Raw genomic sequence first — 24,026 nt, 5'->3', positions numbered from 1 at the left:
TCATAGCCTAAGAACTCCTTTAGATGATTGTTATGGTGACTTCATTCTACAGGACTCAGGCTAGGAGTCTATTTTTATTTTCTTACTTGTTGCACTTCAATTGTAAATTCGTCCCCCAGTGGCGCGCTGGCTGCACCGACTGGCGAATCTTTTTGACAGGGATAACCCCCGTGTCGACGGGACTAACGCCACCTGAAGATAGCGACCAGCAGAAAACGGGGCGGTGCTCGGCGACGTTGTGTGTTAGAATGATGAAAGATAATTTTGGAGAGGATGGCACAAAATCATGGAAGTTAATCACGTGGAACTAGTCATGAGCGCGGTACAACCCAGTCAGTATCCCACGACGGGCTACCCAGAAATCGCCTTGGTCGGGCGGTCAAACGTGGGGAAGTCGTCATTGACCAATGTTTTGATCAATCGCCGCTCGTACGCGCGCACGTCGAGCCAACCGGGTAAGACGCAGACGTTGAACTTCTATAACGTGGAGGACCAGCTCTACTTTGTGGACGTCCCGGGTTACGGATACGCGAAGGTGTCGAAGACGGAGCGGGAAAAGTGGGGCACGATGATTGAGACCTACTTGACCCAGCGTGAGCAGTTAAAAGGGGTCGTGTCGTTGATTGACGCCCGACACGCACCGACCGCCGCCGACGTACAGATGTATCAGTGGTTGGCGTACTACGACTTGCCAACGCTGATTGTGGCGACCAAGAGTGATAAGGTGGCCCGTGGTAAGTGGAATCAAACCATCAGTCAAATTAAAAAGACGCTGGCCTTGCCGACGACGGACAATATCGTTCTCTTTTCAGCACCACAGAAATTAGGGAAAGATGCCGTTTGGCAGTGGATTGAACAACAAGCTTTTGGGGAGGAATAACCGTGGAATTTAGTGAGTATCAAAAAGCAGCGAACCGAACGTTATATGGCAACGAACAGGTCTTAACGAACTGTGCGTTAGGCTTGGCTGGTGAGTCTGGTCAGGTCGTGGAATTGGTCAAGAAGTACACCTTCCATGGGAAGGATTTAGACCACGACGCCATCGTCAAAGAAATGGGCGACGTTTTGTGGTACTTGAGTCAGATTGCTGAATGGGCGGACATTGATTTTGATGAAGTTGCTCAGAGTAATATCGACCGGTTGAACGCCCGGTACCCCAACGGTTACCAACCCGAAAAATAGGGCGTAACGCGGCTACAAGCCAGTTAGGCGTGACTGAGGTTTCCTGGTGGGTGACAGACGAAAAAAGGGCCTGAGACAACTTCTCAGGCCCTTCGTTATTGGTCATGTTCGGTCCAACTTAGTGGTTGGCCCGGTCGATCTTTTCTTGGTCGGTTTTCGTGAGGCCTTTAGCCCGCTTGTTATCCTTGTGGGCATCTTGGCGTTTCAGAAATTTGTCCCGCTTCTCGTCTTTCGGGTCCATTTGGGCAAACTTACCGAACATGGAGTCCAAATCATCTTGGCGTTTTGCTTTCAGTGCCATGCCGCCACCTCCTAACTTCTTTTTAGCTATCATAGCAGAACTGGAGCCATTTGTCATTTTACAGCTTGATGACGGGGGTGGATTGCTTGCGCCGAACGGGGATTCGCTTTATAATTTATTGGCTAAATTAAGAAATGGAGGGATGACTGTGGCGTCGGAATACCTGGAACATAAACTAGCTTTGCTCCCGGGCGAGCCGGGGTGTTACCTGATGAAAAACGTAAATAGCCAAATCATTTACGTCGGTAAGGCCAAAAATTTGAAGAACCGGGTCCGGTCGTACTTTAAGAGTAGTCATACGGGCAAAACGGCCCAGTTAGTCAGCGAAATCGTGGATTTTGAGACTATCATCACGTCGACCGATAAGGAAGCCTTTTTACTCGAAATCACCCTCATTCAGAAGCATCAACCGTACTTTAACATCAAATTAAAGCGGGGGACGGGGTACCCCTACATTAAAATTACCCATGAACGCGACCCGCAATTGTTGCTGGTCAGTGAAATCAAAAAGGATGGTGGTTTTTACTTTGGGCCGTACCCGAACGTTTACGCGGCCGAAGAAACCATCCACTTTTTACAAAAGGTTTACCCGTTGCGTCGGTGTACGGGCTATCAAGGCCGGCCGTGTCTGTACTACCACATGGGGCAGTGCTTAGGCGCATGCTTCAAAGAGGTCCCTGAAGCTGATTATGACCGGCAAATCAAGAAGATCAAATCCTTCTTGAATGGTAACGTGGGCCATGCAGAAGCGGACCTTAAGCGGCGGATGAACGCCGCGGCGGCCGATATGGCCTACGAACGGGCGGCTGATTTACGCGACCAGATTCGCTACATTGAAGCCACCGTTGAAAAGCAAAAGATCATTTCCCATGACCACACGCCCCGCGACATTTTCAACTTTTACCTGAATAAGGGCTGGTTATCGATTCAAATCTTCTTCATCCGGCAAGCGCGGTTGATGAAACGCGAAAAGCGGCTCTTTCCGGTGGTCAGTACGGCTGAAGAAGAATTGGCTAGTTTTATCGTCCAGTTCTACCAACGGAAGAACACGGTCTTGCCCCGGGAGATTTTGGTTCCGGCCAGCCTAGACGGTAAGTTGATCGAAGCCTTACTGCACGTGCCGGTCCGTACCCCCCAACGGGGCACTAAGCGTGATTTGCTCGAAATGGCGGGCAAGAATGCCCGGTTAGTCCTCGAAGAAAAGTTCCGCTTGTTGGAACTCGATGAGAGTAAAACGACCGGTGCGATGAAGGAGATTACCGATGCGTTGGGCATCGCACCAGGACACAAGATTGAGGCCTTTGACCATTCGCACATTCAGGGGGCCGATTTGGTCTCCGCCATGGTCGTCTTCGTGGATGGCCAACCCAACAAAAAGTTATACCGGAAGTATAAATTACGGACCGTGGACCACGCGGACGAAACCTCTAGCACCATTGAAGTCATTCGGCGGCGCTACACGCGGTTACTGAAGGAACACAAGCCGATGCCGTACCTTATCTTGATGGATGGGGGCGACATCCAGATGAACGCGGTCAAGGAGGTCTTAGAGGATGAGTTAGACCTGCATATCCCGGTTGCTGGGATGGTCAAGAATACCCACCATAAGACCGCGGACCTGTTGTTTGGGCCCGCCGACCAACACGTGCACCTAGACCCCAAGAGCCAGGGCTTCTATTTGGTCCAGCGAATTCAAGACGAGGTCCACCGGTTTGCGATTACCTTCCACCGGCAGGTCCACACCAAGCACTCGCTGAGCTCAAAACTCGAAACGATTCCGGGCGTCGGTCCCAAGACGCGCAACAAGCTGTTACGTCACTTTGGCTCGACCAAGAAGATTGGTGAGGCGGACGTGGCCGATTTACAGGCCTTGGGCATCAACCAGACCGTGGCACAGACCATCTTAGTCACACTGAAAGCCGAAGAGTCCACCGAAATCACCAGCCCGCACACGCCCAGTCAACTTTGACGACTCGCGGGTTTGTCGGTATACTAGCCTAGCGAGGTTGACGTCGTTGTCACTGGAACTCCCTAAGAAAATGAGGAAAATAATATGTTTGTAGATCAAGTTAAAATTAATATCAAGGCCGGAAACGGAGGCAACGGAATGGTTGCCTTCCGGCGAGAAAAATTCGTTCCGAATGGCGGTCCTGCCGGCGGCGATGGTGGCTGGGGCGGTAACGTCGTCTTTGAGGTCGATGAAGGCTTGCGGACGTTGATGGACTTTCGTTACCAACGGAAATTCAAGGCCAAAAACGGGGGCAACGGGGCCATCAAGTCGATGACTGGTCGCGGGGCCGACGATTTAATCGTGCAGGTTCCTGAAGGTACCACCGTCATCAATAACGAGACCGGCGCCGTCGTGGGCGATTTAGTCCACAGTGGCGACTCCGTTATCGTGGCCCATGGTGGCCGTGGGGGTCGGGGCAATATCCACTTTGCGTCGCCCAAGAATCCGGCGCCGGAAATCGCGGAAAACGGTGAACCCGGCGAGGAACTCGAAGTGCGGCTCGAACTCAAGGTTTTAGCCGATGTCGGCTTGGTTGGTTTCCCGTCTGTCGGGAAGTCCACTCTGCTGGCCACGGTCACGAGTGCCAAACCAAAGATTGCGGAGTATCACTTTACGACGCTAGTCCCGAATTTGGGGATGGTCCGGTTGGCTGACGGGCAAGACTTCGTGATGGCGGATCTCCCCGGTCTGATCGAAGGAGCCGCCAAAGGGGTTGGCCTGGGCTTTCAGTTCTTACGGCACGTCGAACGGACACGGGTCATCTTACACGTCATCGACATGAGTGGCGTGGAAGGCCGCGACCCCTACGACGATTTCGAAAAAATCAACCAGGAACTCAAGACTTACGATCCCGATATCTTGAAGCGGCCCCAAATCGTGGTGGCCAACAAGATGGATATGCCAGATGCAGCCGACAATTTAGCGCACTTCAAGGAACAGTTAACTCAGGATAAGTTGCTGGCCCAAGCGCCGGAAGTCTTTGCCATTTCGACTATCACCCACGATGGGTTGACGCCGTTATTGCAACGGACCGCGGAAGTGTTGGCAAAAACGCCACAGTTCCCGGTCAAGGACGCGACCGTCAAAACGGCCGAGTACGACTTCAAGGAAAAGCCGGCCTTTACGATCACACGCGATCCGGATGGCACTTGGATTTTGAGTGGCGACAAGTTGGAGAAGTTATTTGGCATGACCGACGTGACCCACGACGAAAGTCTCTTGCGTTTTGCTCGGCAAATGCGGGGGATGGGAGTCGATGCCGCGTTGCGGGATAAAGGCGCCAAGAATGGCGACACCGTTCAAATCGACGACTTTAGTTTTGAATATTTAGCGTAACTCAAAGTAGCAGTAAAACACCAAAAAGCACGTCAACCCTTGTGGTCGGCGTGCTTTTTGGCGTAGGTTAACTTTGGTGACGAAGGGCGCGGTCAGCGCGGCGTTGGTAATCGAAGGCGCGTTCTAGCCAGTTTTGCCCCGCCGTCAACACGACGCAACAGAGCCAATATAAAATGGCAATCGTGATGTAAATGGTCATGTAGTCCTGATTGGCTCCGGCAACGATCTTTGCGTCCATAAACATCTCGGAGACCGTGATCATGGCGGCCAACGAGGTGTTTTTGAACATGTCGAGTAAAATGTTGCCCAACGCAGGTAGGCCAATCCGAAAGGCCTGGGGTAAGATGATGTAGTGAATCACCTTGCGGTAGGATAACCCCAACGAATAGGCCGCTTCGTACTGGCCGTGGTCGATGCCCATAAAGGCGGACCGGAAGACTTCCGACACGAAGGCCGCCGAGACCAGTGTAAACGACAGAATCGCCGCGGGCAGGGCGTTGGCCCCAAAGCCAAAGTAGATAATGAACAGGACGACCAATATCGGGACCCCGCGCATAAACGAGATGTAGGCCCGGGAAAGCCAGTGGAGCAGGCGCCAATGGCTCAATTGCGCCAGGGTCAAAAACAATCCTAAAATGAGTGATCCCACAAAGGAAATCGCCGTCAGGTAGATTGACATCGGCAACCCGTGGAGGATCTGCGGGATTGATTCCCAAGCTAAAGGCGCGTTAAAGAACCCCGGAATCGAAAAATAATGTAACATAAATCGACCCCCTTAGGCTTATTGGCCCTTGTACTGGGACTTGATGGTAAAGTTCTTGTCAATGTGGACTGACGGCTGTTTCGTGACGTCCGCACCGTAGTATTTTTCGGATAATTTCTTGATGGTCCCATCTTTCAATAACTTTTGAATCTGTTGATCAATCTCATGTTTGAGCTTGGTGTTGCTCTTCTTCATTAGGATACCCACGCCACCGCTATCGTCGCTGGTGGTGAAGTACATGTTTTTGACGATGTGCAAGCCATTATCTTTGACGGCGGACAACGCCAGTTTTTGCAGGTAGTAGTCATTCATGATGAAGTCGGTCTTCCCTTTTTTGACGTCCTTCAAGTAGACATCGTTGGAGACGTTATCGTAGTTGACCAGTTTAGCGCCCAGCTGTTGGGCGAGCCGTTGGTATCCCGTCCCGGCTTCACCGGCTGATTTCTTACCCTTCAAGTCGGCCCAACTATGAATACCGGAATCATCGCTATTGCGGACCAAGATACTGTTGAACGAGTGCTTATAAGTCGTCGAGAGTGTGTAATCCTTTTTCCGTGCCTTGGATAGGCCAAAGTCGTTAGCCGCCATGTCGGCCTTACCAGTCTTGACCGCTGTCAATTGGCCGTCGACGTTGAGTTCCTTGAATTCGACCTTCTTATGTAGCCCCTTAGCGACGTCGCGGACCACCTCGATGTCAAAGCCCGTAAGCTTCTTGGTCTTGGGATCGTGGAACGACGTGGGGTATAAAGTCCCCGAAGTGGCGACAATCAAGGTTTTCTTGTTCGCAACCTTGGCATTGGTGCTTTGTGCTGACGATTTCCCGCAACCAACGAGTCCCGTACTCAACACGATGCCTAAACCTAACCCTAAAACCAACCATTTTCCTGTCTTATTCATCAAATTTTCAGTCCTTTCGATGTAAAAATTTAAGACTTTTTCAGTATACGGGGTTGAAAACGCTTTTACAACCAGCTATGGTTAATCTATGCAAATAACTTACATAAAAAACCAAATCACGTGAAAACTGCCTCAAGCTCGAAGGTGCGACACTAAGCCGCGGTCAGTTTACGGTGACAAAATGGAGGCCATTTTTATGACAGTCAAAGATTGGATTGGGACGCCGGCGTTGACCTGGGCTCAGCGCATTCGGCAAGGTGACGTGACAAGCGAGGAACTGTTGACGGCAGCGTATGCCGAAATCGACCGGCAGAACCCGGAGCTAAACGCGGTAATTACCACGCGTCGTAAGCGTGCCTTTGCCGAAGCGGCGGCCCAACGCGATACGGGGCAGCCTTTTTTGGGAGTCCCGTTGTTGCTTAAAGGGTTGGGTCAACAGCTCAAGGGGGAGTCGAGTACCAGTGGCTCCAAATTATTGGCGCACAACGTGGCGACGCAGACCAACTTTTTTGTCCAGGCCTTACAAGCCGCGGGATTCATCATCATTGGCCAAACGAACTTTCCCGAATTTGGGTTTAAAAACATCACTGACGCCCAGTTGTATGGGCCGGCCCATAATCCGTGGAACTTAGACTACCAACCAGGTGGCTCATCTGGGGGTGCTGGCGCCAGTGTGGCGGCCGGGTTAGTGCCGCTTGCGGCCGGTAGCGATGGTGGTGGATCGATTCGGATCCCGTCGTCATGGTCCGGGACCATTGGCTTGAAACCGACTCGGGGACGCGTACCTGTGGGCCCCAGCGATTGGCGTTCCTGGCAGGGGGCCGCGATTGATTTTGCCCTGACTCGCTCGATTGCCGATACGGCCGCTTTACTGGATAGCTTGCAGACCCTACAACCAGCGGCCGTGTTCCAAGCCCCGTTGGTCCAACCCGGATTTCAAGCCCAGTTAACGGCACCGCTAACCCCCCAGCCGATTGGCTTTACCACCGAGTCGCCCGTGGGAACGCCGGTCAGTCCCGATGCCGTGGCCGCGGTCCGCGATGCTGCGCAATTCTTGACGGCCCAAGGCTGGCCAGTCGAAGAAATTCACTCGCCTGTCGATGGCGTCGTCTTGATGGAAAGCTATTACACCATGAACGCTGGCGAGACGGCCGCCTTTATGAGCGACTTGGCCGCGTCTTTACAGCGGAAACTGACGCCAGACGACATGGAGCTGTTGACCTGGGCACTCTACCAGACTGGCCGGCAGACCACGGCCGCCGAATACAGTCAAGCACTGAGTAAATGGGACCAGGCCGCCTGGCAGATGGCCCAACTCCACGCCCGTTATCCGATTATTTTGACGCCCACGACGGCCTGGGCGGCTCCGAAAGTAGGGGATTCATTGGTTTCTGCTAGTGATGCCGCTAAGATGGCGACCATTACCGAACTCAAACCGGCCGCGCAGAAGCAATTGATATACGACCAGTGGTTGCCGGCGCTGACCTGGTCACCGTTCACCCAGCTAGCGAACTTAACGGGGGAACCGGCGATTAGTTTACCGACCGCCATCACAGCAACTGGCTTGCCGTTGGGGATTCAATTCAACGCGGCGAAGGGACAAGAAGCCGTTTTACTCCAACTCGGGGCCTTGTTCGAACGGGCCGATCGGTTTAAGTTCTTGCACCCGACAAAATTCGCCTAATGGGTGAACGCTTTCATGTGTGATATTCAGCTAAAAATAACCTAAGGAGTCGTCTCAGCGCAGTACCGTGCTGGGGCGACCCCTTAGGTTATCTGGGGGGGTTGACCGATTTAGTTGACAGCTATGGTTAACCAACGGCTAGGTTTGATGACTTGTTTTTGTTTGGCCGAGTAGGCGCCAGCAAAGGCAATCTTGATCTTTTTGATGATCGGGGCTTGTTGCTGACTAGCCAACCCCGTCGCAAAGGTGTTTAGATGCCCGTTTCCGGGGATAGTCTGCCCGGCACTGGCGTCACTGAGTTGATTGGTGGCGTTGAGTTCCTGGTCGGGGCCTAACCGAATGGCCTGGATTCCGTCGGTGGTTAACGCTTGGTGCCGGTGGTTGGTGATGGTAAACTTAACTTGCAGGGTGTAATACGGACTCTTGAGCGTGGTCAGATTGAGCGCTTGGGCGGCCATTTTCTTGGCATCAGCGGTCTGGGCCACGTTTTTCAGCACCCGCACGGTGGTCAATTTATAAGTGAAACCACCACTCTTCAGGGTCGTTTGGGGATGGTCGACTTGCTTTAAGGTCTGCTTGGTTCCCACCCGGTCGTAGGTGTATTGCCCGCGTTTTGTCAGGTTGCCGGATTTAACGTAGCCGTGGCGCTCGGTTTGCGCTGACGTAGGGTGGAAATCCTGGGCGAAATGTTGCGATGAGGATGCTGCCTTAGTCGTGGATTTAGCGGGTTGGGCCGCGTGGTAGGATTCGCTCGACTCACTCGCTTTTTTAAAGTTAGTTTGGGTCGATTGAGAACTCTGCTGGCAGCCGGTCAACCCGATGGTTAAGAGGCTAAGACCCAAAACGAGTAGTGCTGAATAGCGACGCATGATGCGTCCTCCCTTTCACCCCAATAATAATGATTGGGGAATCAAACGGTAACCGTAGAGCCGTTGCGGTGGCGGTCCCGGGAGAAAGAGACTCGTCGTCGGTACGATTTGGCGGGTCCGGGCCCGGAATTGGTCTAAGGTGAGGGCTCGCCCCGTGCCGACCAAAAGGTAAAGGCGGTGGTCGGCAACTTGTAAATCGGCGACTGGCTGATTAGTGGGACCCTCGATAAAGAGGCGTAATCGCGGATCTAAGTCGATGGTCGACCGGTCAAAATCAATTAAGCGCATGTGGGTCGTTCCTCCTCCGTAATCTCCTCAAGTATACCGAATTTTGTGGGGGAACCCTAATCATATTCCTGGCCTGGTTGAAAAGACAAAAGTTGCGATTTGCGCCGAAATCCCCTAAAATAGTGAGCGGACTTTAAAACGATTAGATAGGAACGAAAAAAATATGGAAATTGAATTTTTAGGCACGGGTGCTGGGTCACCCGGGAAGTTTCGGAACGTAACCAGTACGGCGTTGCGGTTATTGGACGAACGTAATTCGGTCTGGTTGTTTGACGTTGGGGAGGCCACGCAACATCAAATCTTGCGCACGACCTTAAAGCCCCGCAAAATCGATAAAATTTTTATTACCCACCTGCACGGCGATCACATCTTTGGTTTGCCGGGGCTGCTCAGTAGTCGGTCGTTTCAGGGTGGCAACTCCCCGTTGACGATTTACGGTCCCAAGGGGATTCGGGACTTCGTTGAGGTCAGTCTGCGGGTCACTGGGACCAAGCTGGCTTACAAGTTGCACTACCAGGAACTGACCGGTGAAGGCTTAGTGTTCGAAGACGACAAGTTTCAGGTCTTTGCCCGGTATCTCGATCACCGGATTACGTGTTACGGGTATCGAATCGTCGAAAAGGACCATCCTGGTGAACTGATGGTCGCCCGGTTACAGGCTGACCAAATTCCGTCCGGCCCGCTTTACGGCCAGCTTAAAGCGGGGAAGACCGTGACGTTGCCCGACGGCCGGATCATCAACGGTCAAGATTACTTAGGACCCGCGCAACCGGGTCGGGTCGTGGCCATTTTAGGTGATACGCGGCAAACGCCGAACGCAGAGAAATTGGCCCAAGACGCCGATGTGCTGGTACACGAAAGTACCTTTGCCAAGGGTGAGGGCAAGTTAGCGCACGCGTACTACCATTCGACCAACATCCAAGCGGCCGAATTAGCCAAGCGCGCGCACGTGAAACTGTTGCTCCTTAACCATATTTCCGCGCGGTACACGGGGAAGATGGCGGCTGAACTCCAGCATCAAGCCCGCGACGTGTTTAAAAACACGCGGGTCGTTAAAGATTTTGATGAATTTCCGGTAGCATTTCATAAAAAGACGGAGGCTTCCAGAGTATGAAGAATCAGTGGCGGATCATTGCGACCATTTTACTGGTCATTGTTGTGGCGGTATTTGCGATTTTAAACGTGGAATCGGTTCCCGTTTCGTTTGGGTTTGCGACGGTCCATTGGCCGCTGATTTTATTACTATTGGTCTCAATCTTGATTGGGGCCGTTCTGATGATTCTTTTTTCGACGATCACCGCGTTTCGGCATAATCACGCTTATAAGGAACTTAAGCAGAGTAGCGATGAACGTATCCAATCGTTGACTGACGAGAACGAACGCCTGCAAAAACGGGTCAAAAATACCGGTAAGCAGGCTGCGGGCCAACAGGATCAAGAGATCCATGCATTGCAAGCTCAAGTCAAGGACTTGCAAACCCAGTTGGCCGCAACGAAACAAGCACCACAAAAATAAACAAGAATTTAACGGGTCTGGGAAGAAGTGTCCCAGGCCCCTGTCTTTTTAGAAAGGATGACGGGAATGATCACGGCCCAATACCATTGGAATAATCACCACGTCGACCAACCCACGTCGGCGGCCCAGGACCTGGCCCACGCGACCCGGGTCTCACCAATTGTGGCACAAATCTTATATAACCGGGGGTTCAAGACGGCGGAGGCGGCCCAAGCGTTTCTCCATCCTGGACCGGAACAACTGCACGATGCGTTGCTGCTCCATGATATGCAAAAGGGGATGGACCGCATCGAGCAGGCCGTTTCTGACGACCAGCAGATTACCATCTACGGAGATTACGATGCCGATGGGGTCACCAGTACGGCCATCATGTATGAGACCTTAAGCGCATTAGGTGCCAAGGTGAACTATTATATTCCTAACCGGTTCACAGACGGTTATGGTCCCAACGTGGCGGCGTTCAAGAAGTTGATTGCCGCAGGGACGCAACTCTTCGTAACGGTGGACAACGGGGTCGCGGGTAACGACGCGATTGCGGCGGCTAACGAGGCCGGCGTAGACGTAGTGGTGACCGACCATCACGAGTTGCCAGAGAAGTTACCGGATGCTTACGCCATTATTCATCCCCGTTATCCGGGAGCTGAATACCCCTTTGGCGGCCTATCGGGAGCCGGGGTGGCCTTTAAGGTCGCTCAAGCTTTACGCGACGAGATTCCGCAAGACGTCCTGGATTTGGCCGCTATCGGTACGGTCGCCGACTTGGTCCCGCTAGTCGACGAAAATCGGGTCTTGGTCTACTTTGGTCTGGCCCTGTTACGCCAAGACGACCGGCCGGGGATTCAAGCCTTGTTGAAAACGGCGGGAATTGATCCGGCGACGATTACGGAACAGTCGATTGGTTTTGGCATCGCCCCGCGCCTAAACGCTTTGGGGCGGATGGAGGATGCGACCCCCGCTGTGGAACTGCTCACAACGTTAGACGAAAACGTGGCTCAACAGTTAGCCCAACAGACCGAGACTGAGAACCGTAAACGCCAACAGTTAGTGGCTGACATTAGTACCGCGGCCCTGGCCCAAGCGGCAGATGAGCACCATCAGCATCGGCAGGCCTTGATTATCAGCGGTCACGACTGGCACGAAGGGGTGTTGGGAATCGTGGCTAGTAAGGTCGTCGAACAAACCGGCAAGCCGACGTTGGTGTTAAACGTCGCGGAAGATGGTCATGCCAAGGGATCCGGCCGAAGTGTGGCCGCGTTTAACCTCTTTGCGGCGTTAGACGGCCATCGTGACCTGATGACGGCCTTTGGGGGTCATCACATGGCCGTGGGCTTAACGGTCCCAGCGGACAATCTAGACGCGCTGGCAGACGCCTTAGATGCCGAAGCCGTGGCTCAAGATTTAGCCGCCCAAGGACCGAGCGATGTCACCGTGGCGGCCACGTTACCCGTTCCAGAAGCCACGATGGATTTGTACCATGATTTGCTCCAGTTGGCCCCATTCGGGACGGATAACCCGCAACCACTGTTTACCTTTGAACCGGAAGCGGTGACCCAGGTCAAAGCCATTGGTAAGACCCAGGACCACTTGAAATTCCAGTTGCAGACGGGAACGACCCGGTTAAATGCCATTCAATTTGGGGCGGGGGACCAAGCGGCCGACTTAGGCGCCGCACAAAACGTAGCCGTATTAGGAACTTTGGAAGATAACGTGTGGCAGGGGCGGCACTCCCTTCAGGTCATGGTCAAAGATTTGCAGACCACGTCCCCCGCGGTCGTGACGTTACGGACGACCCAACTCCATCAAGCCATGTTCCAAGCCCCAGGGACCTACCTATTCTTTCACGATAACGTTTATCGGCAACTGGCCCAACAATTACCCTCAGATGCTACAGCGGTGTTGTACACGGGCCAAGACTTAACCCCGTTAGCAGCCGACCAAGCGCTGTACGTGGTGGATTGTCCGGATCTGACTACCGATTTGACGACGGCCTTGACCCAGTTGAAACCGACTAAAATCACGGCTTATTTATACAAGAAAGAAAGTCTTTCACGTTTAGGCATGCCATCACGCGCTGAGTATGCTAAACTATTTAAGTTCGTTACAACACACCAACACGTAGACGTGAGTCATCAATTGGCGCAACTTAGCACGTTTATCCAAATTCCGCGGACACAGTTAGTCTTTATGATTCAGGTCTTCTTTGAATGTGGGTTCATTTCCATTAGCCATGGCATCATGGATGCGGTGGCCCAACCGGCCCACAAGGATTTGACGACGGCCCCGAGTTATCAATTACGGTTGCAGCAGATGCAGACCGAACAAGACTTACTATTTTGTCCCTCAGCGGCGTTAACGCAGCGTCTCCAGAGACTTATCGACTTAAAATAAAGGAGCTAATTTTTAAAATGGCCATTGATTTTACGAAGTACATTGCAAGTGTTCCCGATTATCCGGAAAAGGGGGTCGTCTTCCGCGACATCTCCCCGCTGATGGCTGACGGGGAAGCGTTTCACGCGGCGACTGATCAAATCGTGCAGTACGCCAAGGACAAGGGCGTTGAAATGATCGTAGGCCCCGAAGCCCGTGGGTTTATCGTTGGGTGCCCGGTCGCTTATGAACTGAACGTCGGCTTTGCCCCGGCCCGCAAAGAGGGCAAGTTGCCCCGAGCTACGGTCAAGGCGAGCTACAATCTCGAATACGGCACCTCATCGCTTTACCTGCATCAAGACGCCATCAAACCCGGCCAACGGGTCTTGGTGACGGACGATTTGCTGGCCACGGGGGGCACGATTGGGGCCACGATTAAGCTGGTCGAAGACCTTGGCGGTATCGTGGTCGGCACGGCTTTCTTGATTGAACTCAAGGACCTGCATGGTCGCGACCAGTTGCAGGGGTACGATGTCTTTAGTTTAATGACTTATTAAAACCAACTACCGATTTTTACATCGGTAACCGTAAAGTGCGTCTGGGGAGTTTACCCGCAGGCGCACTTTTTCATTTTGTAAACTAGTTTAATCGGGGATACACAGAATCGCCACAGAGTTGTCACATTCACCGCGTATAATGCCAGTTAAATCAAGAACGGAGGCATTATTGTGAGTCAATTAGTCATTAGTTATCAAGCTGATGACCCGCTAGCCCAGTCCTTTCAACGGCAATTAACGCAGTGGGCGGGTCGTCATTGGGATTTCCCCACCCTAAAATTTCATAATCAGCGGCCTAACGTGGCGTTTGAGACGCACCAGGCTGCCCGCTTAAGGCGGCAATTCAAAGCTGATTTAAAGGCGAGCCAGCGTCTATTGGTGATGATCAGTCGTGAGACGTGGCAATCGCAATGGGCCGATTGGGAAATTAGTCAGGCGACCCAACGGGATAAACGGCTGTTAGCCACTAAATTGGATACGCCTAACATTGCTCCGATGGCGCTGCTAGCTACGGATTCGGTCTGGGTACCACCATTTGACCCGTTGGGGTTAACGCAATAATAAAAAGAATTTTCAAACAAGCCTTGCATTTATATTCATTATTGGTAGAATAGATTAAGTAATGGAGAGTTGGCAGAGTGGTAATGCACCGGACTCGAAATCCGGCGAACCGGCTAATACCGGCGCGCAGGTTCAAATCCTGTACTCTCCTTATTGTCACAAATTAGTGAATTTTATAAAACAAGGAACCCGCCAGATTAATATTTGGCGGGCTTTTGTTTGTGAAAAAAAGCTAAAAAATGTGAAAAGATCAAGTCATTTTGCGCAAATTTTGCGCAAAATCAGGCTCGATTTAGGAGGTAATGTCGCGATTTTGTGACAGGTTAACTACTTTTGAAAAGCACTGTAAAAGAAAACCACGCCGCCTTACTTCAGGAGAACGTGGCTTATTCGTGTTTTGTAAATAAGGGTTATCCTAGTTTACCACCACTTAAATAGGGATTTAGTCGTTTTGTGGTAGACCTTATTGTAGGCTGCCTTTTCGGGATCTTTGAGCCAGCCCATGCCCTTTTTACCGTAGGTTGGGTCGATGGTGCTGCGGGCTTCCCGCTTGAGTCGGCCAGTCGTCCGGGCACTTAAAGACTTCTTGAAACTAGGGGTTCTGTAGCCAAATTTCATGTTATGTTCTCCTCCTTTGATAAGTTGATTTTACGTTATTCAGTCTGCTAAAAGCAAGAACCATGACCATTAAAATATTTATACCAGAAATTACTTTTTAAATTTATACAAATTTGCTAAAATTAAGTTTGCAATATAATATAATATGACGCTTTGGGGGAAAATTATGGTGAAAAGGTTATTGGTATCTGGTCTGATTGCGGTGACTTTTGCTGGGGTTGGCGAAATTGCGGCACCGGCGATAACAGCTAATGCAATTAGTCGAAACGTTGTGATTGCTGTCAATTATGGGCACAAGGCACATCATGGTAAGCATTGCCGGGGGCTAAATCGTGCTAGACGCCATCCAAAGAAGTATGTAAGTACGAACTGGGCCAAAAGCAATCACTATCCGAAATGTAAATGGTGTCATTGGAAATAAGCATGTTGCCAGTAATTTAGTGAGAACCAGTCAAAAAAGTCGTCCGAATGCTGGGGACGACTTTTTTGATCGATTCTATGGGGGAATTGTCAGTAATAATTTGCTAATAAAACGCCAAGCGTCACATAGCAATAATTTTATTATGTTATGAAGTTTATGATTCGAAGACAAAGTTAATCGGTTCCTGATTGAGTGATGACTGAAGCCTTTGAGCGATTTTAATTTTAAGCCTTAACTTAGGGTGAAAAGTAACCGATATATCCTTTGTAGTGGGTAAATCGCTTGGCTTTAAATATTTTGTAGCTGACGTTTTTAAGCCGCTTACCTTGTTTGTAAAAGACCTGATCTGCCGTGTAGGTTTCCTTTAGAATCAGTTTCATGGGCGACGTTTTTCCCTTTAGGCGATAGTACTGGCCAATCTTTTTGTAGTGTACTTGCTTAATGTCTAAGTTATGGCCAAGGGGATAAGGGTCGGACACAGAGTAGGTGTTCTTTTTAAATGAAATCCAACCAATGTGGTCATAGGCATCGCGTAAGGTGTTGTAGGAATAGTCGCCACGTAAGGCCTTAGGAGTCCCTTTATGCCAGGAAGACGCTTGACTGGGGCTAGTGAGACCAACTAGCAAAGTAAAGCTCGAAGCTGTAACTAGTGCTAGATTGGTGATGAGTCTTTTCATGCTGGCACATCTCCTTAAAGTGAATGAGGAAAATAAACATGGTCATGGGGAGCGTCATTTCTACTTGGCAGCAACGTAGCAGAGATGAGCCAATTGATTTGGCCCATAAAAAAGCCACCCTCCCGCGGATGGAGGGCGACTTTGTCTTCTGGATTGACCCTATCCTAGCAGGGTTCGGACTCTAGCACAACTATCTTGTCAAAATCATTCAATTTTGGGCCAATAAATGATTAATAATGCGTTAGCAGCTGAGGAGTAGTCTGAATTGTATAATCCAACCAGGAAAAGCAGCCAATGATCCGTGAATTTTAAAAGAAAGCGCTATATTTATCTTTGATTTATGCTACACTAGCCAAAGAGTTCGTTAATTTAACTAAATTTTAGGATGTGGGTCAACGTGGATGGATTTATTGGTGAGTTTTTTGGCACCTTGATTTTGATTGTTTTGGGAACCGGTGCGTGTGCCGGGGTCAACTTAAAGAAGACCTATGGGACCGGGAGCGATTGGACGTTTATCTCTTTAGCCTGGGGCTTAGCCGTGACCATGGGCGTTTATGTTGCAGGCAGCTTGGGTTCAGACGGCCATTTGAACCCGGCGGTAACCATTGGCTTTGCGCTCTTTGGTTACTTTCCGTGGGGCCAGGTCGTACCGTATCTAGTCGGCCAGTTCTTAGGGGCCTTTGTGGGGGCAGCCCTGGTAATCGTCCAGTTTCGGCCGCACTTCAAGACAACTTCCGCTAAAAACGGCAATTCCGTGGCCATCTTTGCAACCCGGCCGGCTATCAAGAGCCCCTTTTTCAACTTCCTATCAGAAACCATTGCGACCTGGGCATTCATCTTCATTTTGTTAAACCTGGGGGACTTCACCCAAGGGGTTAAACCGTTTATCGTGGGGACTCTGATTGCCGTCGTGGGGATGGGCCTCGGGACGACGACCGGGTTCGCCATTAATCCCGCTCGGGACTGGGGGCCGCGGTTGGCCTGCAGCATTTTACCGGTTCCGAACCGGGGGAGTGCGGAGTGGAGTTACGCATGGGTACCCATGTGTGGGCCACTGCTAGGCGGTATCTTGGCCGCGGGTCTCCAGACACTGATTAAATAGCAGATGACGATAAAAGGGGCTTCACGACCGAATCTATTGGTCGCGGAGCCCTTTACTATTGCAAAATTATTGTTGGTTATAGGCCGTGATTTTCGCTTGGAAGCCAGCGGGAGTAGTAGCGCTTTGAAGTTGTAATGTGGTGACACTGCCGTTACCGGGGAAGACGGTCAACGGATCGAATTGTGGGCCGAACCGAAAGACCAGAGAACGGATGTAAGTGCTGTGGGTGACCACCAGCAGGTGTTGACCGTCTTGGCTTTGGTCTAAGAGGGCCTTTAAGCCCCGGTCTACCCGGTGTTCGAAGGTGGCGCCATCTTCGGATAGGTGTAGTGGGTCGGCGGCGTGCATCGCGTCTCTAGCTGCCGAGAAGGAGGCTTGTTTAATAATCTCTGCTTGGGTGTGTAGACCCAGAGGCTGAGCCGCCTTGATCCAGGACGAGTCATTGTCGGCGCCCTCGAAAGAACCGAAGTAGACTTCCCGAACGTCTGGTAACTGGGTGGGTTCAGCGTGACTAAATTGGTTGGCGGCGATAACGTGGTGGGCGGTATCGATGGCGCGTTTCAAGTCGGATGAGTAGTAGTGGTCGTAACGAACGGCTTGCAGGCGTTGGCCCGTTGCATCGGCAGTCTCTAACCCGGCGGCGGTCAACGGTGAATCCGACCAGCCCTGCAACCGGTCTAAGATGTTGAACAACGTCTGACCGTGGCGGACCAAATCGACAGTGATGGTTTTCATGAGTGACGAATTCCTCCTCGATAAAAATTAGCTACTCATATTATAACGGTTCGCTTGCTTTTTTTGAACGGTCCCCGGATTGAAACCGGTTTAATTGTCGGATTTTCTAAAATAGTTGCGAAATGTAACTTTTTTTCATATTTTAGGCTTGAAATGTGTAAAACTTTTTCATATAATAGTGCTTGTTTGATAAAGGTATAAGGTATTAGGACTTTTCATCAAGGAAGGGAATTTAACAATGAAAATTGGATTAGTTGGATTAGGTAAAATGGGATTGAACTTGGCCCAAAACATGATGGACCACGACCACGAGGTTGTTGGTTTTGATTTGAACCAAGACTTCGTTGACCAAGCAGCTTCATTTGGTGCCGAAGCGGCCACGTCTTTGGAGGACCTATTAAGCAAACTCCCATCACCAAAAATCGTTTGGTTGATGTTACCAGCTGGTAAGCCAACCGAAAGCACGATCGCTACGTTAACGGATACGTTAGCTAAGGGTGACTACATCGTCGACGGTGGGAACTCCTTCTGGAAGAACTCCGTTGAAGATGCTGAAAAGGCTGAAGCCAAGGGCATCAACTTCTTCGACTGTGGGACTTCTGGTGGCCAATCCGGTGCCCGGAGCAACGGGAACTTCATGATCGGTGGGACTTCTTTGGAATCCTTTAACGCCGCTTTGAAGCCGGTCTTTGAAGGTATCGCCCAAAAGGACGGTTACTTATACACCGGTGCCGCTGGTTCTGGTCACTACCTGAAGATGGTCCACAATGGGATCGAATACGGGATGATGGAAGCCATCGGTGAAGGCTTCGACGTGCTCGAACACAGCCAATTTGACTATGACAACGAAGCCGTAGCCCGTCTTTGGAACGCTGGCTCCGTCGTTCGGTCATGGCTCATGGAATTGGCTGAAGAAGCCTTTGCTAAGGATGCCAAGTTAGACGAAATCCGCGGAACGATGCACAGTTCTGGTGAAGGTAAGTGGACGTTACAAGAATCCTTAGACCAACAAGTCCCAACGCCAGTCATCGCTCTTTCCTTGATGATGCGTTACCGGTCCATGGAAGACGATACCTTTACGGGTAAAGTGGTTTCTGCTTTACGTAATGGTTTCGGTGGCCATGCGGTCGACAAGGCCTAGTGCCCATTTAAATGAGATTATGATAAAACGCGTCGCCACGATTGTGGTCGACGCGTTTTTTGTGGTTACTCAAGGGTCTTGGCGTAAAGCAGGTCGGTCTGCGGGTCGCTACCCACGGTAAAGGTATGGGCGCCGACTTGGTGAAAGCCTAAGCGCTGATAGAACCCTTGAGCGTTGAAGTTGCGTTCCCACACGCCCAACCACAGCTTGGTCTTTTGCAAGCGGTGCGCTTGGTCTAAGGCCACTTGAAAGAGCCGCTTACCCAACCCCTGATGCTGAAAAGCGGATCGGAGATAGATACGTTCAATCTCTAAGGAATTCGGTCCCATGGCTTCTGTTTGGGCTGGACCGGTATTGAGCTTCAAGTAACCGACAACGGCATCATCCTGAGTCAACAAGAAGAATAGGGAGTGAGGATTAGCAAGTTCCTGGGTGAGTTGGGACGTTGAGTAAGCAGTGTCCAGAAACGCGGCCAAATCGGCGGCGGTGTTTTGAGCGCCAAAGGTCGCGGTAAAGGTGTCGCGACTGATGGTTTGTAGGGCAGGTAAATCGGCTAGGGTGCAATGAATCAGTTTGGTTGCCATGGGGTAAAACTCCTTTGTTAGTAATGACGGGGATGACCGTGTTTGACACCTTCCCAGTCCGTCACGACGTTCAAACGCGCACGGTGTAAGAGTTGCGCTAAGGTCTGCTGCTCAGCGGGCGTTAAGCCAGTAAGGGCGACCTGCGTCGAATGAGTGTTTTCGGCAATCAAACGCGGATAGATGTGCTGGGCCGCTGGGGTGGCGTAGAGCCGACGAATCTTACGGTTGGTGAGATCCGGTCGTTTAACGACCAAGCCTTGATCAACTAATTTTTGGACGGCCCGAATCACGGTGGAGCGGTCGACAAGAATCAATTTGCCTAGGTCTTCTTGAATGATGCCGGGGTGTTCGACGATGCGAATCACATAGAGGTACTGCCCCTTAGTCAGCTGGTATTGCTTGAATTCAACGTTACTGATCGAATCGAGTGCCCGAGCAATCATGCCAATTTCGCGGAGAACATCGGTCATGGAAATCATCACCTTTCAAAAAATCAACTAGGCGTAGTTTACCACAATAATGTTGTATTTACATCAAAAAGCGGCTAAAAAAACGACGTCCAAGTTGGACGTCGTGGTAGGTAACGAATCATGCAGCCCTGTTAGTTAGTCCGGGTCGCCCATGACCATCCAGAGGATCAGGTAGACCAAGATTCCGGGAAAGACCGGCATTAGGGCCAGTATTACGAAGATCACGCGGGCCAAAGTCGTGTTCCAATCGAAATAGCGGGCGAGTCCGCCCACGACACCGGCCAAATACCGGTTGCTAGCAGACCGGTGAATTTTTTTCATCAAAGGGACCCCCTTTCAAATGGGATTAGGATTGGAAATCTAACTTGTTGAAGAAGTCAACGTGAATATCGTCATCGGTAATCTCTAATTTAGTGATACTCCCGTTGGCGGTTGCGACTCCCGTATCGAGGTCGGGCGCGTAACGATCGATGATGGATCGAATCGTCATCCCGTGGGAGACCACCAGGACTTCGTCGCCGTCTTTAGAATTGGCCCGGAGCTTATCGAAACCGCGGTCTAACCGTTTCCAAAACATCGCGTTGTCTTCGGCTTCCCCGTATAGGTCGGCTTGGTGAATCAAATCCCGAGCCTTCTCCAGACCATACGTGCCCAATACGTCGGATTCTGACGTCAATTTGACTTGCGCACCAACGAACTGCCACATCTGGTTGAGATCGTTGCCTTCAAAATAGCCGTGGCATTGTTCGCGGAATTCGGGGTACTGGTACTGGACGATGTTCATATTAGCAGGATTTTGTCGGAGAGCGATATGGGCCGTTTCAATGGCGCGGCCAGAGTCACTGCTGTAAGCAGCGGTAAAAGGGATATTTTTGAGTTGTTCCCCGGCGCGCTTAGCATCAGCCCGTCCCTTAGCGGTGAGAGGGGAATCGATCCACCCCTGAACCTTATTGTAGTGGTTCAACATGGTTTGGCCGTGACGGACAAAATAAGCGGTAATTTTTTTCATAGTTGAGACTCCTCTTTATCGACATTAGGGTACACATTCAGTATAGCAACTCAGTTACTGGAACGCTAAGGTTTTGCTGGCATTGTGCGGACGTAAGACGTTTTACTAAAGGAAATGCGATTAATGGACGGCCGAAACATGGTATGGTGAAGCAAAGGAGATGGGTGGTATGGATTTAACAGCGTATCGGTATACTGGCCAACCAGGGTTAGATTTGGCACAGTGGTCGACACATGAGGTGGCCGCTAAAGCGGATGAGCAACGGGAAGGGGCGCTACCGGACTTGCAGAATTTGCAACGACGGCTGTTTGCCCAAAAGCAGACCGGGGTCGTCGTGATTCTACAGGGAATGGATACGGCCGGCAAGGATGGTTTGATCCGCCACGTTTTTAGTGGTTTGAATCCGTCGGGGACGCAGGTCGAAAGTTTCAAGCAACCGACCTCGGTCGACTTGCAACACGACTTTTTATGGCGGGTGAACCAAGCGTTACCCGAACGAGGAAAAATTGCCATCTTCAATCGTTCCCAGTACGAAGACGTCTTGATCAGTCGGGTGCACCCGGAAATTTTGGTCGGCCAACATTTACCAGGGATTACCCAAGCAGAAGACGTGACGGCTAAGTTCTTTAAGCGGCGTTACAAGGATCTACGCCATTATGAACAATACCTGCGCCATCAAGGAATTGTCACCTACAAGTTCTTTTTACACTTGTCGAAAAACGAGCAAACGAGCCGATTGGCCAAACGGTTGGCCTTACCGGAAAAAAACTGGAAGTTCGATCCGGCCGACCTGAAGGAACGGCGTTACTGGGATGATTACCAGACGGCTTATACCCAGATGTTGGCCCATACAGCCACGGAGAAGCAGCCCTGGTACATCATTCCGGCCGACGATAAGCCCACGGCCCGGTTATTAGTCGCGACGATTTTGGCTGACAATTTAGCAGAATTGAATCCCCAATATCCGCAGGTGACGTCGGCTCAACACCAAGCGTTGTTGGACGTACTAAAAAAGTTAGAAAAGGGTAAAGTCTAAGACGGTTGTAATTAGCAAAAAGCGGTCTAACAGCATTAAATAACTTATTAGTTGTAACCTACAATTTTCGTACCTTGCCGAAACAGCATTGAAAATGGTAAAGTTGTTCTCAATGATTGCGTACGCAAGGAGGAAATGAACGAGATGTCCGAACTAAAAGTGGGAATTGATCGGGTAGGGTTTTACACCCCGCGGTTGTATTTAGAGATGACGGACTTAGCCCTTGCACGGGGAGAAGATCCGGCGAAGTATCACGTGGGTATCGGCCAAGATAAACAAGCGGTGATTCCACCGACCCAAGATGTCGTGACCATGGCAGCCAACGCGGCAACCCAGATTTTACGGCCAGAAGACCGTTCCCGGATTAAAATGGTACTGTTCGGGACAGAATCTGGCGTGGATAATTCGAAGGCCACGGCGGTCTATTTGGCGCACCTATTAAACCTAGCTGCGGATACGCGGGCCATTGAACTGAAACAGGCCTGCTATGGGGCCACCGCTGGTTTACAGCTAGCGGCCGATTACGTCCGGGCTCACCCGGACGCCTTAGTGCTTGTAATTGGGGCCGACATCGCCCGTTATGGTTTGCGGACGCCCGGTGAAGTGACTCAGGGTGGCGGTGCCGTGGCTATGTTGGTTAGCGCAGATCCGCAGATCATGGCGTTAGATGCGCAGAGTGCTTACCATACGGCCGACGTAATGGACTTTTGGCGGCCGTTGGATCGGACCGAAGCCCTGGTCGACGGCCGGTACTCCACTAACGTGTACTTAGACTTCTTTAAGCAGACCTGGACGGCGTATCAGCAGCAGACGGGGCGAACGATTGCGGATTTTGCGGCCCTGGCGTTTCATTTACCCTTTACTAAAATGGGACGGAAAGGCTTACGCCAAGTCCTCCCCGAAGCCAGTGCGGCGCACCAGCAAGAGTTGACGGCGGCCTTTGAGGCCAGTCAACTGGATAATCGCAATGTCGGTAACCTCTATACCGGGTCGTTATATCTAAGTCTCTTATCGTTGTGGCGCCATGGGGATTTACGTGCTGGTGATCGCATCGGCTGTTTCAGTTACGGCTCCGGTGCCGAAGGTGAATTTTATAGTGGCGTTCTTCAGCCTGACTACCAACGGGGCTTCGATGATGCCGCGCTGACGACGTTATTGGCTGACCGGCGTGCGGTGAGTGTGGCCGAATATGAGGAACTGTTCCAACAACAGTTACCGAACAATGGCCAGGACGTCCAATTGGCGGTGGGCGCTGACTCGGCTCCGTATTATTTGGCAGGACGACAACATCAACAGCGTCAATATCGGCACCGAATGGAAGCTTAGTGGGGCCGAACTCACTGACGAACCGCATAACGAATTTAATAAGAAATAACGGACATTTCAGAAAAAATAGTCGCTAAAAGTTAATTTTTTCGCTATAATAAAAAGCACTTAAGAGAAAACGAGGAGATTAATTGTGACCAACATTTATTTAGCAGGACCATTTTTTGATGACGAGCAACTCGAACGCATTGGCCGCGCCGAAAAGGCTTTGGCTGCTAACCCGAAGGTGGGCCGGGTCTTCAGTCCTCGGTTGAACGAATTACGGGACGTAACCATGGGGACGCCTGAATGGTGCGACCGGACCTTTAAGATGGATATCGATCAGATCGACCAGGCCGATGTTGTGGTGGCCTTGGCAGATTTTGTCGATGACCAGGTAGATTCTGGAACGGCCTTTGAAATCGGGTACGCTTTCCACAGCCAAACACCAATTGTCTTGCTTCACGAAAAGGACAATAACGTTAACTTGATGCTGGCCCAGGGGGCTCAGTCTTACCTGACACAAGCCGAAGACCTGGCAACTTATGACTTTGAAACGTTACCGGTCAGTCGGTATGAAGGTGAAGTTATTTAAGGT

27 protein-coding genes and 1 tRNA gene are annotated in these 24,026 nt (G+C 51.1%); 16 read left to right on the top strand and 12 right to left on the bottom strand.

Annotated elements, in window-relative coordinates:
- Positions 1 to 286: 286 nt before the first annotated feature.
- Positions 287 to 880, top strand: a complete 594-nt coding sequence (gene yihA / locus DXH47_RS02900) for a ribosome biogenesis GTP-binding protein YihA/YsxC (RefSeq protein ID WP_129031582.1) — start codon at positions 287 to 289, stop codon at positions 878 to 880.
- A 2-nt stretch (positions 881 to 882) separates the two neighbouring features.
- On the top strand, positions 883 to 1,182 hold the full coding sequence (locus tag DXH47_RS02895) for a nucleoside triphosphate pyrophosphohydrolase family protein (RefSeq protein WP_129031581.1): 300 nt from the start codon (positions 883 to 885) through the stop codon (positions 1,180 to 1,182).
- A 118-nt stretch (positions 1,183 to 1,300) separates the two neighbouring features.
- Here DXH47_RS02895 and DXH47_RS02890 read toward each other — a convergent pair whose 3' ends face one another.
- Complete coding sequence (locus tag DXH47_RS02890; RefSeq protein WP_129031580.1) at positions 1,301 to 1,483, bottom strand: SPJ_0845 family protein; 183 nt, start codon at positions 1,481 to 1,483, stop codon at positions 1,301 to 1,303.
- 148 nt (positions 1,484 to 1,631) lie between these two features.
- Here DXH47_RS02890 and uvrC point away from each other — a divergent pair, with 148 nt between their 5' ends.
- A complete protein-coding gene (uvrC, locus tag DXH47_RS02885; RefSeq protein WP_129031579.1) occupies positions 1,632 to 3,452 on the top strand; it encodes an excinuclease ABC subunit UvrC in 1,821 nt (606 codons plus the stop codon).
- A gap of 84 nt (positions 3,453 to 3,536) precedes the next feature.
- Positions 3,537 to 4,829: a GTPase ObgE gene (gene obgE, locus DXH47_RS02880; RefSeq protein WP_129031578.1), complete on the top strand. Its 1,293-nt coding sequence runs from the start codon at positions 3,537 to 3,539 to the stop codon at positions 4,827 to 4,829.
- 67 nt (positions 4,830 to 4,896) lie between these two features.
- Here the strand turns inward: obgE and DXH47_RS02875 are convergent, their stop codons facing one another.
- Together DXH47_RS02875 and DXH47_RS02870 are read right to left on the bottom strand one after the other, a co-directional pair.
- Complete coding sequence (locus DXH47_RS02875) at positions 4,897 to 5,592, bottom strand: amino acid ABC transporter permease (protein ID WP_129031577.1); 696 nt, start codon at positions 5,590 to 5,592, stop codon at positions 4,897 to 4,899.
- 18 nt (positions 5,593 to 5,610) lie between these two features.
- Entirely contained in the window at positions 5,611 to 6,489 is an 879-nt protein-coding gene (locus DXH47_RS02870) for a transporter substrate-binding domain-containing protein (protein WP_129031576.1), read from the bottom strand.
- A 196-nt stretch (positions 6,490 to 6,685) separates the two neighbouring features.
- Here DXH47_RS02870 and DXH47_RS02865 point away from each other — a divergent pair, with 196 nt between their 5' ends.
- Positions 6,686 to 8,173, top strand: a complete 1,488-nt coding sequence (locus tag DXH47_RS02865; protein ID WP_129031575.1) for an amidase — start codon at positions 6,686 to 6,688, stop codon at positions 8,171 to 8,173.
- A gap of 110 nt (positions 8,174 to 8,283) precedes the next feature.
- On the opposite strand, the gene DXH47_RS02860 is transcribed toward DXH47_RS02865, so the two are convergent.
- Positions 8,284 to 9,042 carry a hypothetical protein gene (locus DXH47_RS02860; protein WP_129031574.1) on the bottom strand — a complete coding sequence of 253 codons (759 nt, stop codon included), beginning with the start codon at positions 9,040 to 9,042 and terminating at the stop codon, positions 8,284 to 8,286.
- A gap of 15 nt (positions 9,043 to 9,057) precedes the next feature.
- Positions 9,058 to 9,330, bottom strand: a complete 273-nt coding sequence (locus tag DXH47_RS02855; protein ID WP_129031573.1) for a hypothetical protein — start codon at positions 9,328 to 9,330, stop codon at positions 9,058 to 9,060.
- Between the two features lie 163 nt (positions 9,331 to 9,493).
- On the opposite strand from DXH47_RS02855, the gene rnz reads away from it, so the two are divergent.
- The 6 genes from rnz (at position 9,494) to DXH47_RS02825 (ending at position 14,481) form a co-directional block, all read left to right on the top strand.
- On the top strand, positions 9,494 to 10,444 hold the full coding sequence (rnz, locus tag DXH47_RS02850; protein WP_129031572.1) for a ribonuclease Z: 951 nt from the start codon (positions 9,494 to 9,496) through the stop codon (positions 10,442 to 10,444).
- Positions 10,441 to 10,845 (top strand): LapA family protein, encoded by a 405-nt coding sequence (locus tag DXH47_RS02845; protein ID WP_129031571.1) that lies wholly within the window; start codon positions 10,441 to 10,443, stop codon positions 10,843 to 10,845. The genes rnz and DXH47_RS02845 overlap by 4 nt, the downstream gene beginning before the upstream one ends.
- 66 nt (positions 10,846 to 10,911) lie before the next feature.
- Entirely contained in the window at positions 10,912 to 13,233 is a 2,322-nt protein-coding gene (gene recJ, locus DXH47_RS02840; RefSeq protein ID WP_129031570.1) for a single-stranded-DNA-specific exonuclease RecJ, read from the top strand.
- A 17-nt stretch (positions 13,234 to 13,250) separates the two neighbouring features.
- Positions 13,251 to 13,769, top strand: coding sequence for an adenine phosphoribosyltransferase (locus tag DXH47_RS02835; RefSeq protein ID WP_129031569.1), 519 nt, complete (start codon positions 13,251 to 13,253; stop codon positions 13,767 to 13,769).
- Positions 13,770 to 13,940: 171 nt separating this feature from the next.
- Positions 13,941 to 14,330 carry a TIR domain-containing protein gene (locus tag DXH47_RS02830; RefSeq protein ID WP_129031568.1) on the top strand — a complete coding sequence of 130 codons (390 nt, stop codon included), beginning with the start codon at positions 13,941 to 13,943 and terminating at the stop codon, positions 14,328 to 14,330.
- Positions 14,331 to 14,393: 63 nt separating this feature from the next.
- Positions 14,394 to 14,481 (top strand) — tRNA-Ser (locus tag DXH47_RS02825).
- 269 nt (positions 14,482 to 14,750) lie between these two features.
- On the opposite strand, the gene DXH47_RS02820 is transcribed toward DXH47_RS02825, so the two are convergent.
- Together DXH47_RS02820 and DXH47_RS02815 are read right to left on the bottom strand one after the other, a co-directional pair.
- Complete coding sequence (locus DXH47_RS02820) at positions 14,751 to 14,948, bottom strand: hypothetical protein (protein ID WP_129031567.1); 198 nt, start codon at positions 14,946 to 14,948, stop codon at positions 14,751 to 14,753.
- Positions 14,949 to 15,605: 657 nt separating this feature from the next.
- On the bottom strand, positions 15,606 to 16,046 hold the full coding sequence (locus tag DXH47_RS02815; protein WP_129031566.1) for a hypothetical protein: 441 nt from the start codon (positions 16,044 to 16,046) through the stop codon (positions 15,606 to 15,608).
- A 397-nt stretch (positions 16,047 to 16,443) separates the two neighbouring features.
- On the opposite strand from DXH47_RS02815, the gene DXH47_RS02810 reads away from it, so the two are divergent.
- Positions 16,444 to 17,148 (top strand): MIP/aquaporin family protein, encoded by a 705-nt coding sequence (locus DXH47_RS02810; RefSeq protein ID WP_129031565.1) that lies wholly within the window; start codon positions 16,444 to 16,446, stop codon positions 17,146 to 17,148.
- 66 nt (positions 17,149 to 17,214) lie between these two features.
- Here DXH47_RS02810 and DXH47_RS02805 read toward each other — a convergent pair whose 3' ends face one another.
- Entirely contained in the window at positions 17,215 to 17,883 is a 669-nt protein-coding gene (locus DXH47_RS02805) for a histidine phosphatase family protein (protein ID WP_129031564.1), read from the bottom strand.
- Positions 17,884 to 18,121: 238 nt separating this feature from the next.
- Between DXH47_RS02805 and gnd the strand changes: the two genes are divergently transcribed.
- Positions 18,122 to 19,024 (top strand): phosphogluconate dehydrogenase (NAD(+)-dependent, decarboxylating), encoded by a 903-nt coding sequence (gene gnd / locus DXH47_RS02800; protein ID WP_129031563.1) that lies wholly within the window; start codon positions 18,122 to 18,124, stop codon positions 19,022 to 19,024.
- A gap of 65 nt (positions 19,025 to 19,089) precedes the next feature.
- On the opposite strand, the gene DXH47_RS02795 is transcribed toward gnd, so the two are convergent.
- The 4 genes from DXH47_RS02795 to DXH47_RS02780 all read right to left on the bottom strand — a co-directional run bounded on the left by DXH47_RS02795 (position 19,090) and on the right by DXH47_RS02780 (position 21,087).
- Complete coding sequence (locus DXH47_RS02795; RefSeq protein WP_129031562.1) at positions 19,090 to 19,608, bottom strand: GNAT family N-acetyltransferase; 519 nt, start codon at positions 19,606 to 19,608, stop codon at positions 19,090 to 19,092.
- 17 nt (positions 19,609 to 19,625) lie between these two features.
- Positions 19,626 to 20,078, bottom strand: coding sequence for a MarR family winged helix-turn-helix transcriptional regulator (locus tag DXH47_RS02790; RefSeq protein ID WP_129031561.1), 453 nt, complete (start codon positions 20,076 to 20,078; stop codon positions 19,626 to 19,628).
- A 135-nt stretch (positions 20,079 to 20,213) separates the two neighbouring features.
- Positions 20,214 to 20,399, bottom strand: a complete 186-nt coding sequence (locus DXH47_RS02785; protein WP_129031560.1) for a PspC domain-containing protein — start codon at positions 20,397 to 20,399, stop codon at positions 20,214 to 20,216.
- A gap of 25 nt (positions 20,400 to 20,424) precedes the next feature.
- On the bottom strand, positions 20,425 to 21,087 hold the full coding sequence (locus tag DXH47_RS02780; protein ID WP_129031559.1) for a histidine phosphatase family protein: 663 nt from the start codon (positions 21,085 to 21,087) through the stop codon (positions 20,425 to 20,427).
- A gap of 169 nt (positions 21,088 to 21,256) precedes the next feature.
- Between DXH47_RS02780 and DXH47_RS02775 the strand changes: the two genes are divergently transcribed.
- The 3 genes from DXH47_RS02775 to DXH47_RS02765 all read left to right on the top strand — a co-directional run bounded on the left by DXH47_RS02775 (position 21,257) and on the right by DXH47_RS02765 (position 24,023).
- Positions 21,257 to 22,123 carry a PPK2 family polyphosphate kinase gene (locus DXH47_RS02775; RefSeq protein WP_129031558.1) on the top strand — a complete coding sequence of 289 codons (867 nt, stop codon included), beginning with the start codon at positions 21,257 to 21,259 and terminating at the stop codon, positions 22,121 to 22,123.
- 144 nt (positions 22,124 to 22,267) lie between these two features.
- Positions 22,268 to 23,449, top strand: coding sequence for a hydroxymethylglutaryl-CoA synthase (locus tag DXH47_RS02770; protein WP_129031557.1), 1,182 nt, complete (start codon positions 22,268 to 22,270; stop codon positions 23,447 to 23,449).
- A 133-nt stretch (positions 23,450 to 23,582) separates the two neighbouring features.
- Positions 23,583 to 24,023 (top strand): nucleoside 2-deoxyribosyltransferase, encoded by a 441-nt coding sequence (locus DXH47_RS02765; RefSeq protein WP_129031556.1) that lies wholly within the window; start codon positions 23,583 to 23,585, stop codon positions 24,021 to 24,023.
- Positions 24,024 to 24,026: the final 3 nt, after the last annotated feature.

It is taken from the genome of Levilactobacillus suantsaii, assembly GCF_004115745.1.
Lineage (GTDB): Bacteria > Bacillota > Bacilli > Lactobacillales > Lactobacillaceae > Levilactobacillus > Levilactobacillus suantsaii.
This window is presented reverse-complemented; position numbering and strand designations above follow the sequence as displayed.

What these genes read in the sequence shown, in the direction of transcription:
- DXH47_RS02875 (WP_129031577.1), bottom strand. Translation starts at nt 5,592, where the DNA reads ATGTTACATTATTTTTCGATTCCGGGGTTCTTTAACGCGCCTTTAGCT.
- recJ (WP_129031570.1), top strand. Translation starts at nt 10,912, where the DNA reads ATGATCACGGCCCAATACCATTGGAATAATCACCACGTCGACCAACCC.
- DXH47_RS02790 (WP_129031561.1), bottom strand. Translation starts at nt 20,078, where the DNA reads ATGACCGATGTTCTCCGCGAAATTGGCATGATTGCTCGGGCACTCGAT.
- DXH47_RS02785 (WP_129031560.1), bottom strand. Translation starts at nt 20,399, where the DNA reads ATGAAAAAAATTCACCGGTCTGCTAGCAACCGGTATTTGGCCGGTGTC.
- obgE (WP_129031578.1), top strand. Translation starts at nt 3,537, where the DNA reads ATGTTTGTAGATCAAGTTAAAATTAATATCAAGGCCGGAAACGGAGGC.
- gnd (WP_129031563.1), top strand. Translation starts at nt 18,122, where the DNA reads ATGAAAATTGGATTAGTTGGATTAGGTAAAATGGGATTGAACTTGGCC.
- DXH47_RS02780 (WP_129031559.1), bottom strand. Translation starts at nt 21,087, where the DNA reads ATGAAAAAAATTACCGCTTATTTTGTCCGTCACGGCCAAACCATGTTG.
- DXH47_RS02835 (WP_129031569.1), top strand. Translation starts at nt 13,251, where the DNA reads ATGGCCATTGATTTTACGAAGTACATTGCAAGTGTTCCCGATTATCCG.
- DXH47_RS02865 (WP_129031575.1), top strand. Translation starts at nt 6,686, where the DNA reads ATGACAGTCAAAGATTGGATTGGGACGCCGGCGTTGACCTGGGCTCAG.
- DXH47_RS02820 (WP_129031567.1), bottom strand. Translation starts at nt 14,948, where the DNA reads ATGAAATTTGGCTACAGAACCCCTAGTTTCAAGAAGTCTTTAAGTGCC.
- DXH47_RS02870 (WP_129031576.1), bottom strand. Translation starts at nt 6,489, where the DNA reads ATGAATAAGACAGGAAAATGGTTGGTTTTAGGGTTAGGTTTAGGCATC.
- rnz (WP_129031572.1), top strand. Translation starts at nt 9,494, where the DNA reads ATGGAAATTGAATTTTTAGGCACGGGTGCTGGGTCACCCGGGAAGTTT.
- DXH47_RS02855 (WP_129031573.1), bottom strand. Translation starts at nt 9,330, where the DNA reads ATGCGCTTAATTGATTTTGACCGGTCGACCATCGACTTAGATCCGCGA.
- DXH47_RS02815 (WP_129031566.1), bottom strand. Translation starts at nt 16,046, where the DNA reads ATGAAAAGACTCATCACCAATCTAGCACTAGTTACAGCTTCGAGCTTT.
- DXH47_RS02775 (WP_129031558.1), top strand. Translation starts at nt 21,257, where the DNA reads ATGGATTTAACAGCGTATCGGTATACTGGCCAACCAGGGTTAGATTTG.
- DXH47_RS02845 (WP_129031571.1), top strand. Translation starts at nt 10,441, where the DNA reads ATGAAGAATCAGTGGCGGATCATTGCGACCATTTTACTGGTCATTGTT.
- yihA (WP_129031582.1), top strand. Translation starts at nt 287, where the DNA reads ATGGAAGTTAATCACGTGGAACTAGTCATGAGCGCGGTACAACCCAGT.
- DXH47_RS02805 (WP_129031564.1), bottom strand. Translation starts at nt 17,883, where the DNA reads ATGAAAACCATCACTGTCGATTTGGTCCGCCACGGTCAGACGTTGTTC.
- DXH47_RS02860 (WP_129031574.1), bottom strand. Translation starts at nt 9,042, where the DNA reads ATGCGTCGCTATTCAGCACTACTCGTTTTGGGTCTTAGCCTCTTAACC.
- DXH47_RS02890 (WP_129031580.1), bottom strand. Translation starts at nt 1,483, where the DNA reads ATGGCACTGAAAGCAAAACGCCAAGATGATTTGGACTCCATGTTCGGT.
- DXH47_RS02795 (WP_129031562.1), bottom strand. Translation starts at nt 19,608, where the DNA reads ATGGCAACCAAACTGATTCATTGCACCCTAGCCGATTTACCTGCCCTA.
- DXH47_RS02770 (WP_129031557.1), top strand. Translation starts at nt 22,268, where the DNA reads ATGTCCGAACTAAAAGTGGGAATTGATCGGGTAGGGTTTTACACCCCG.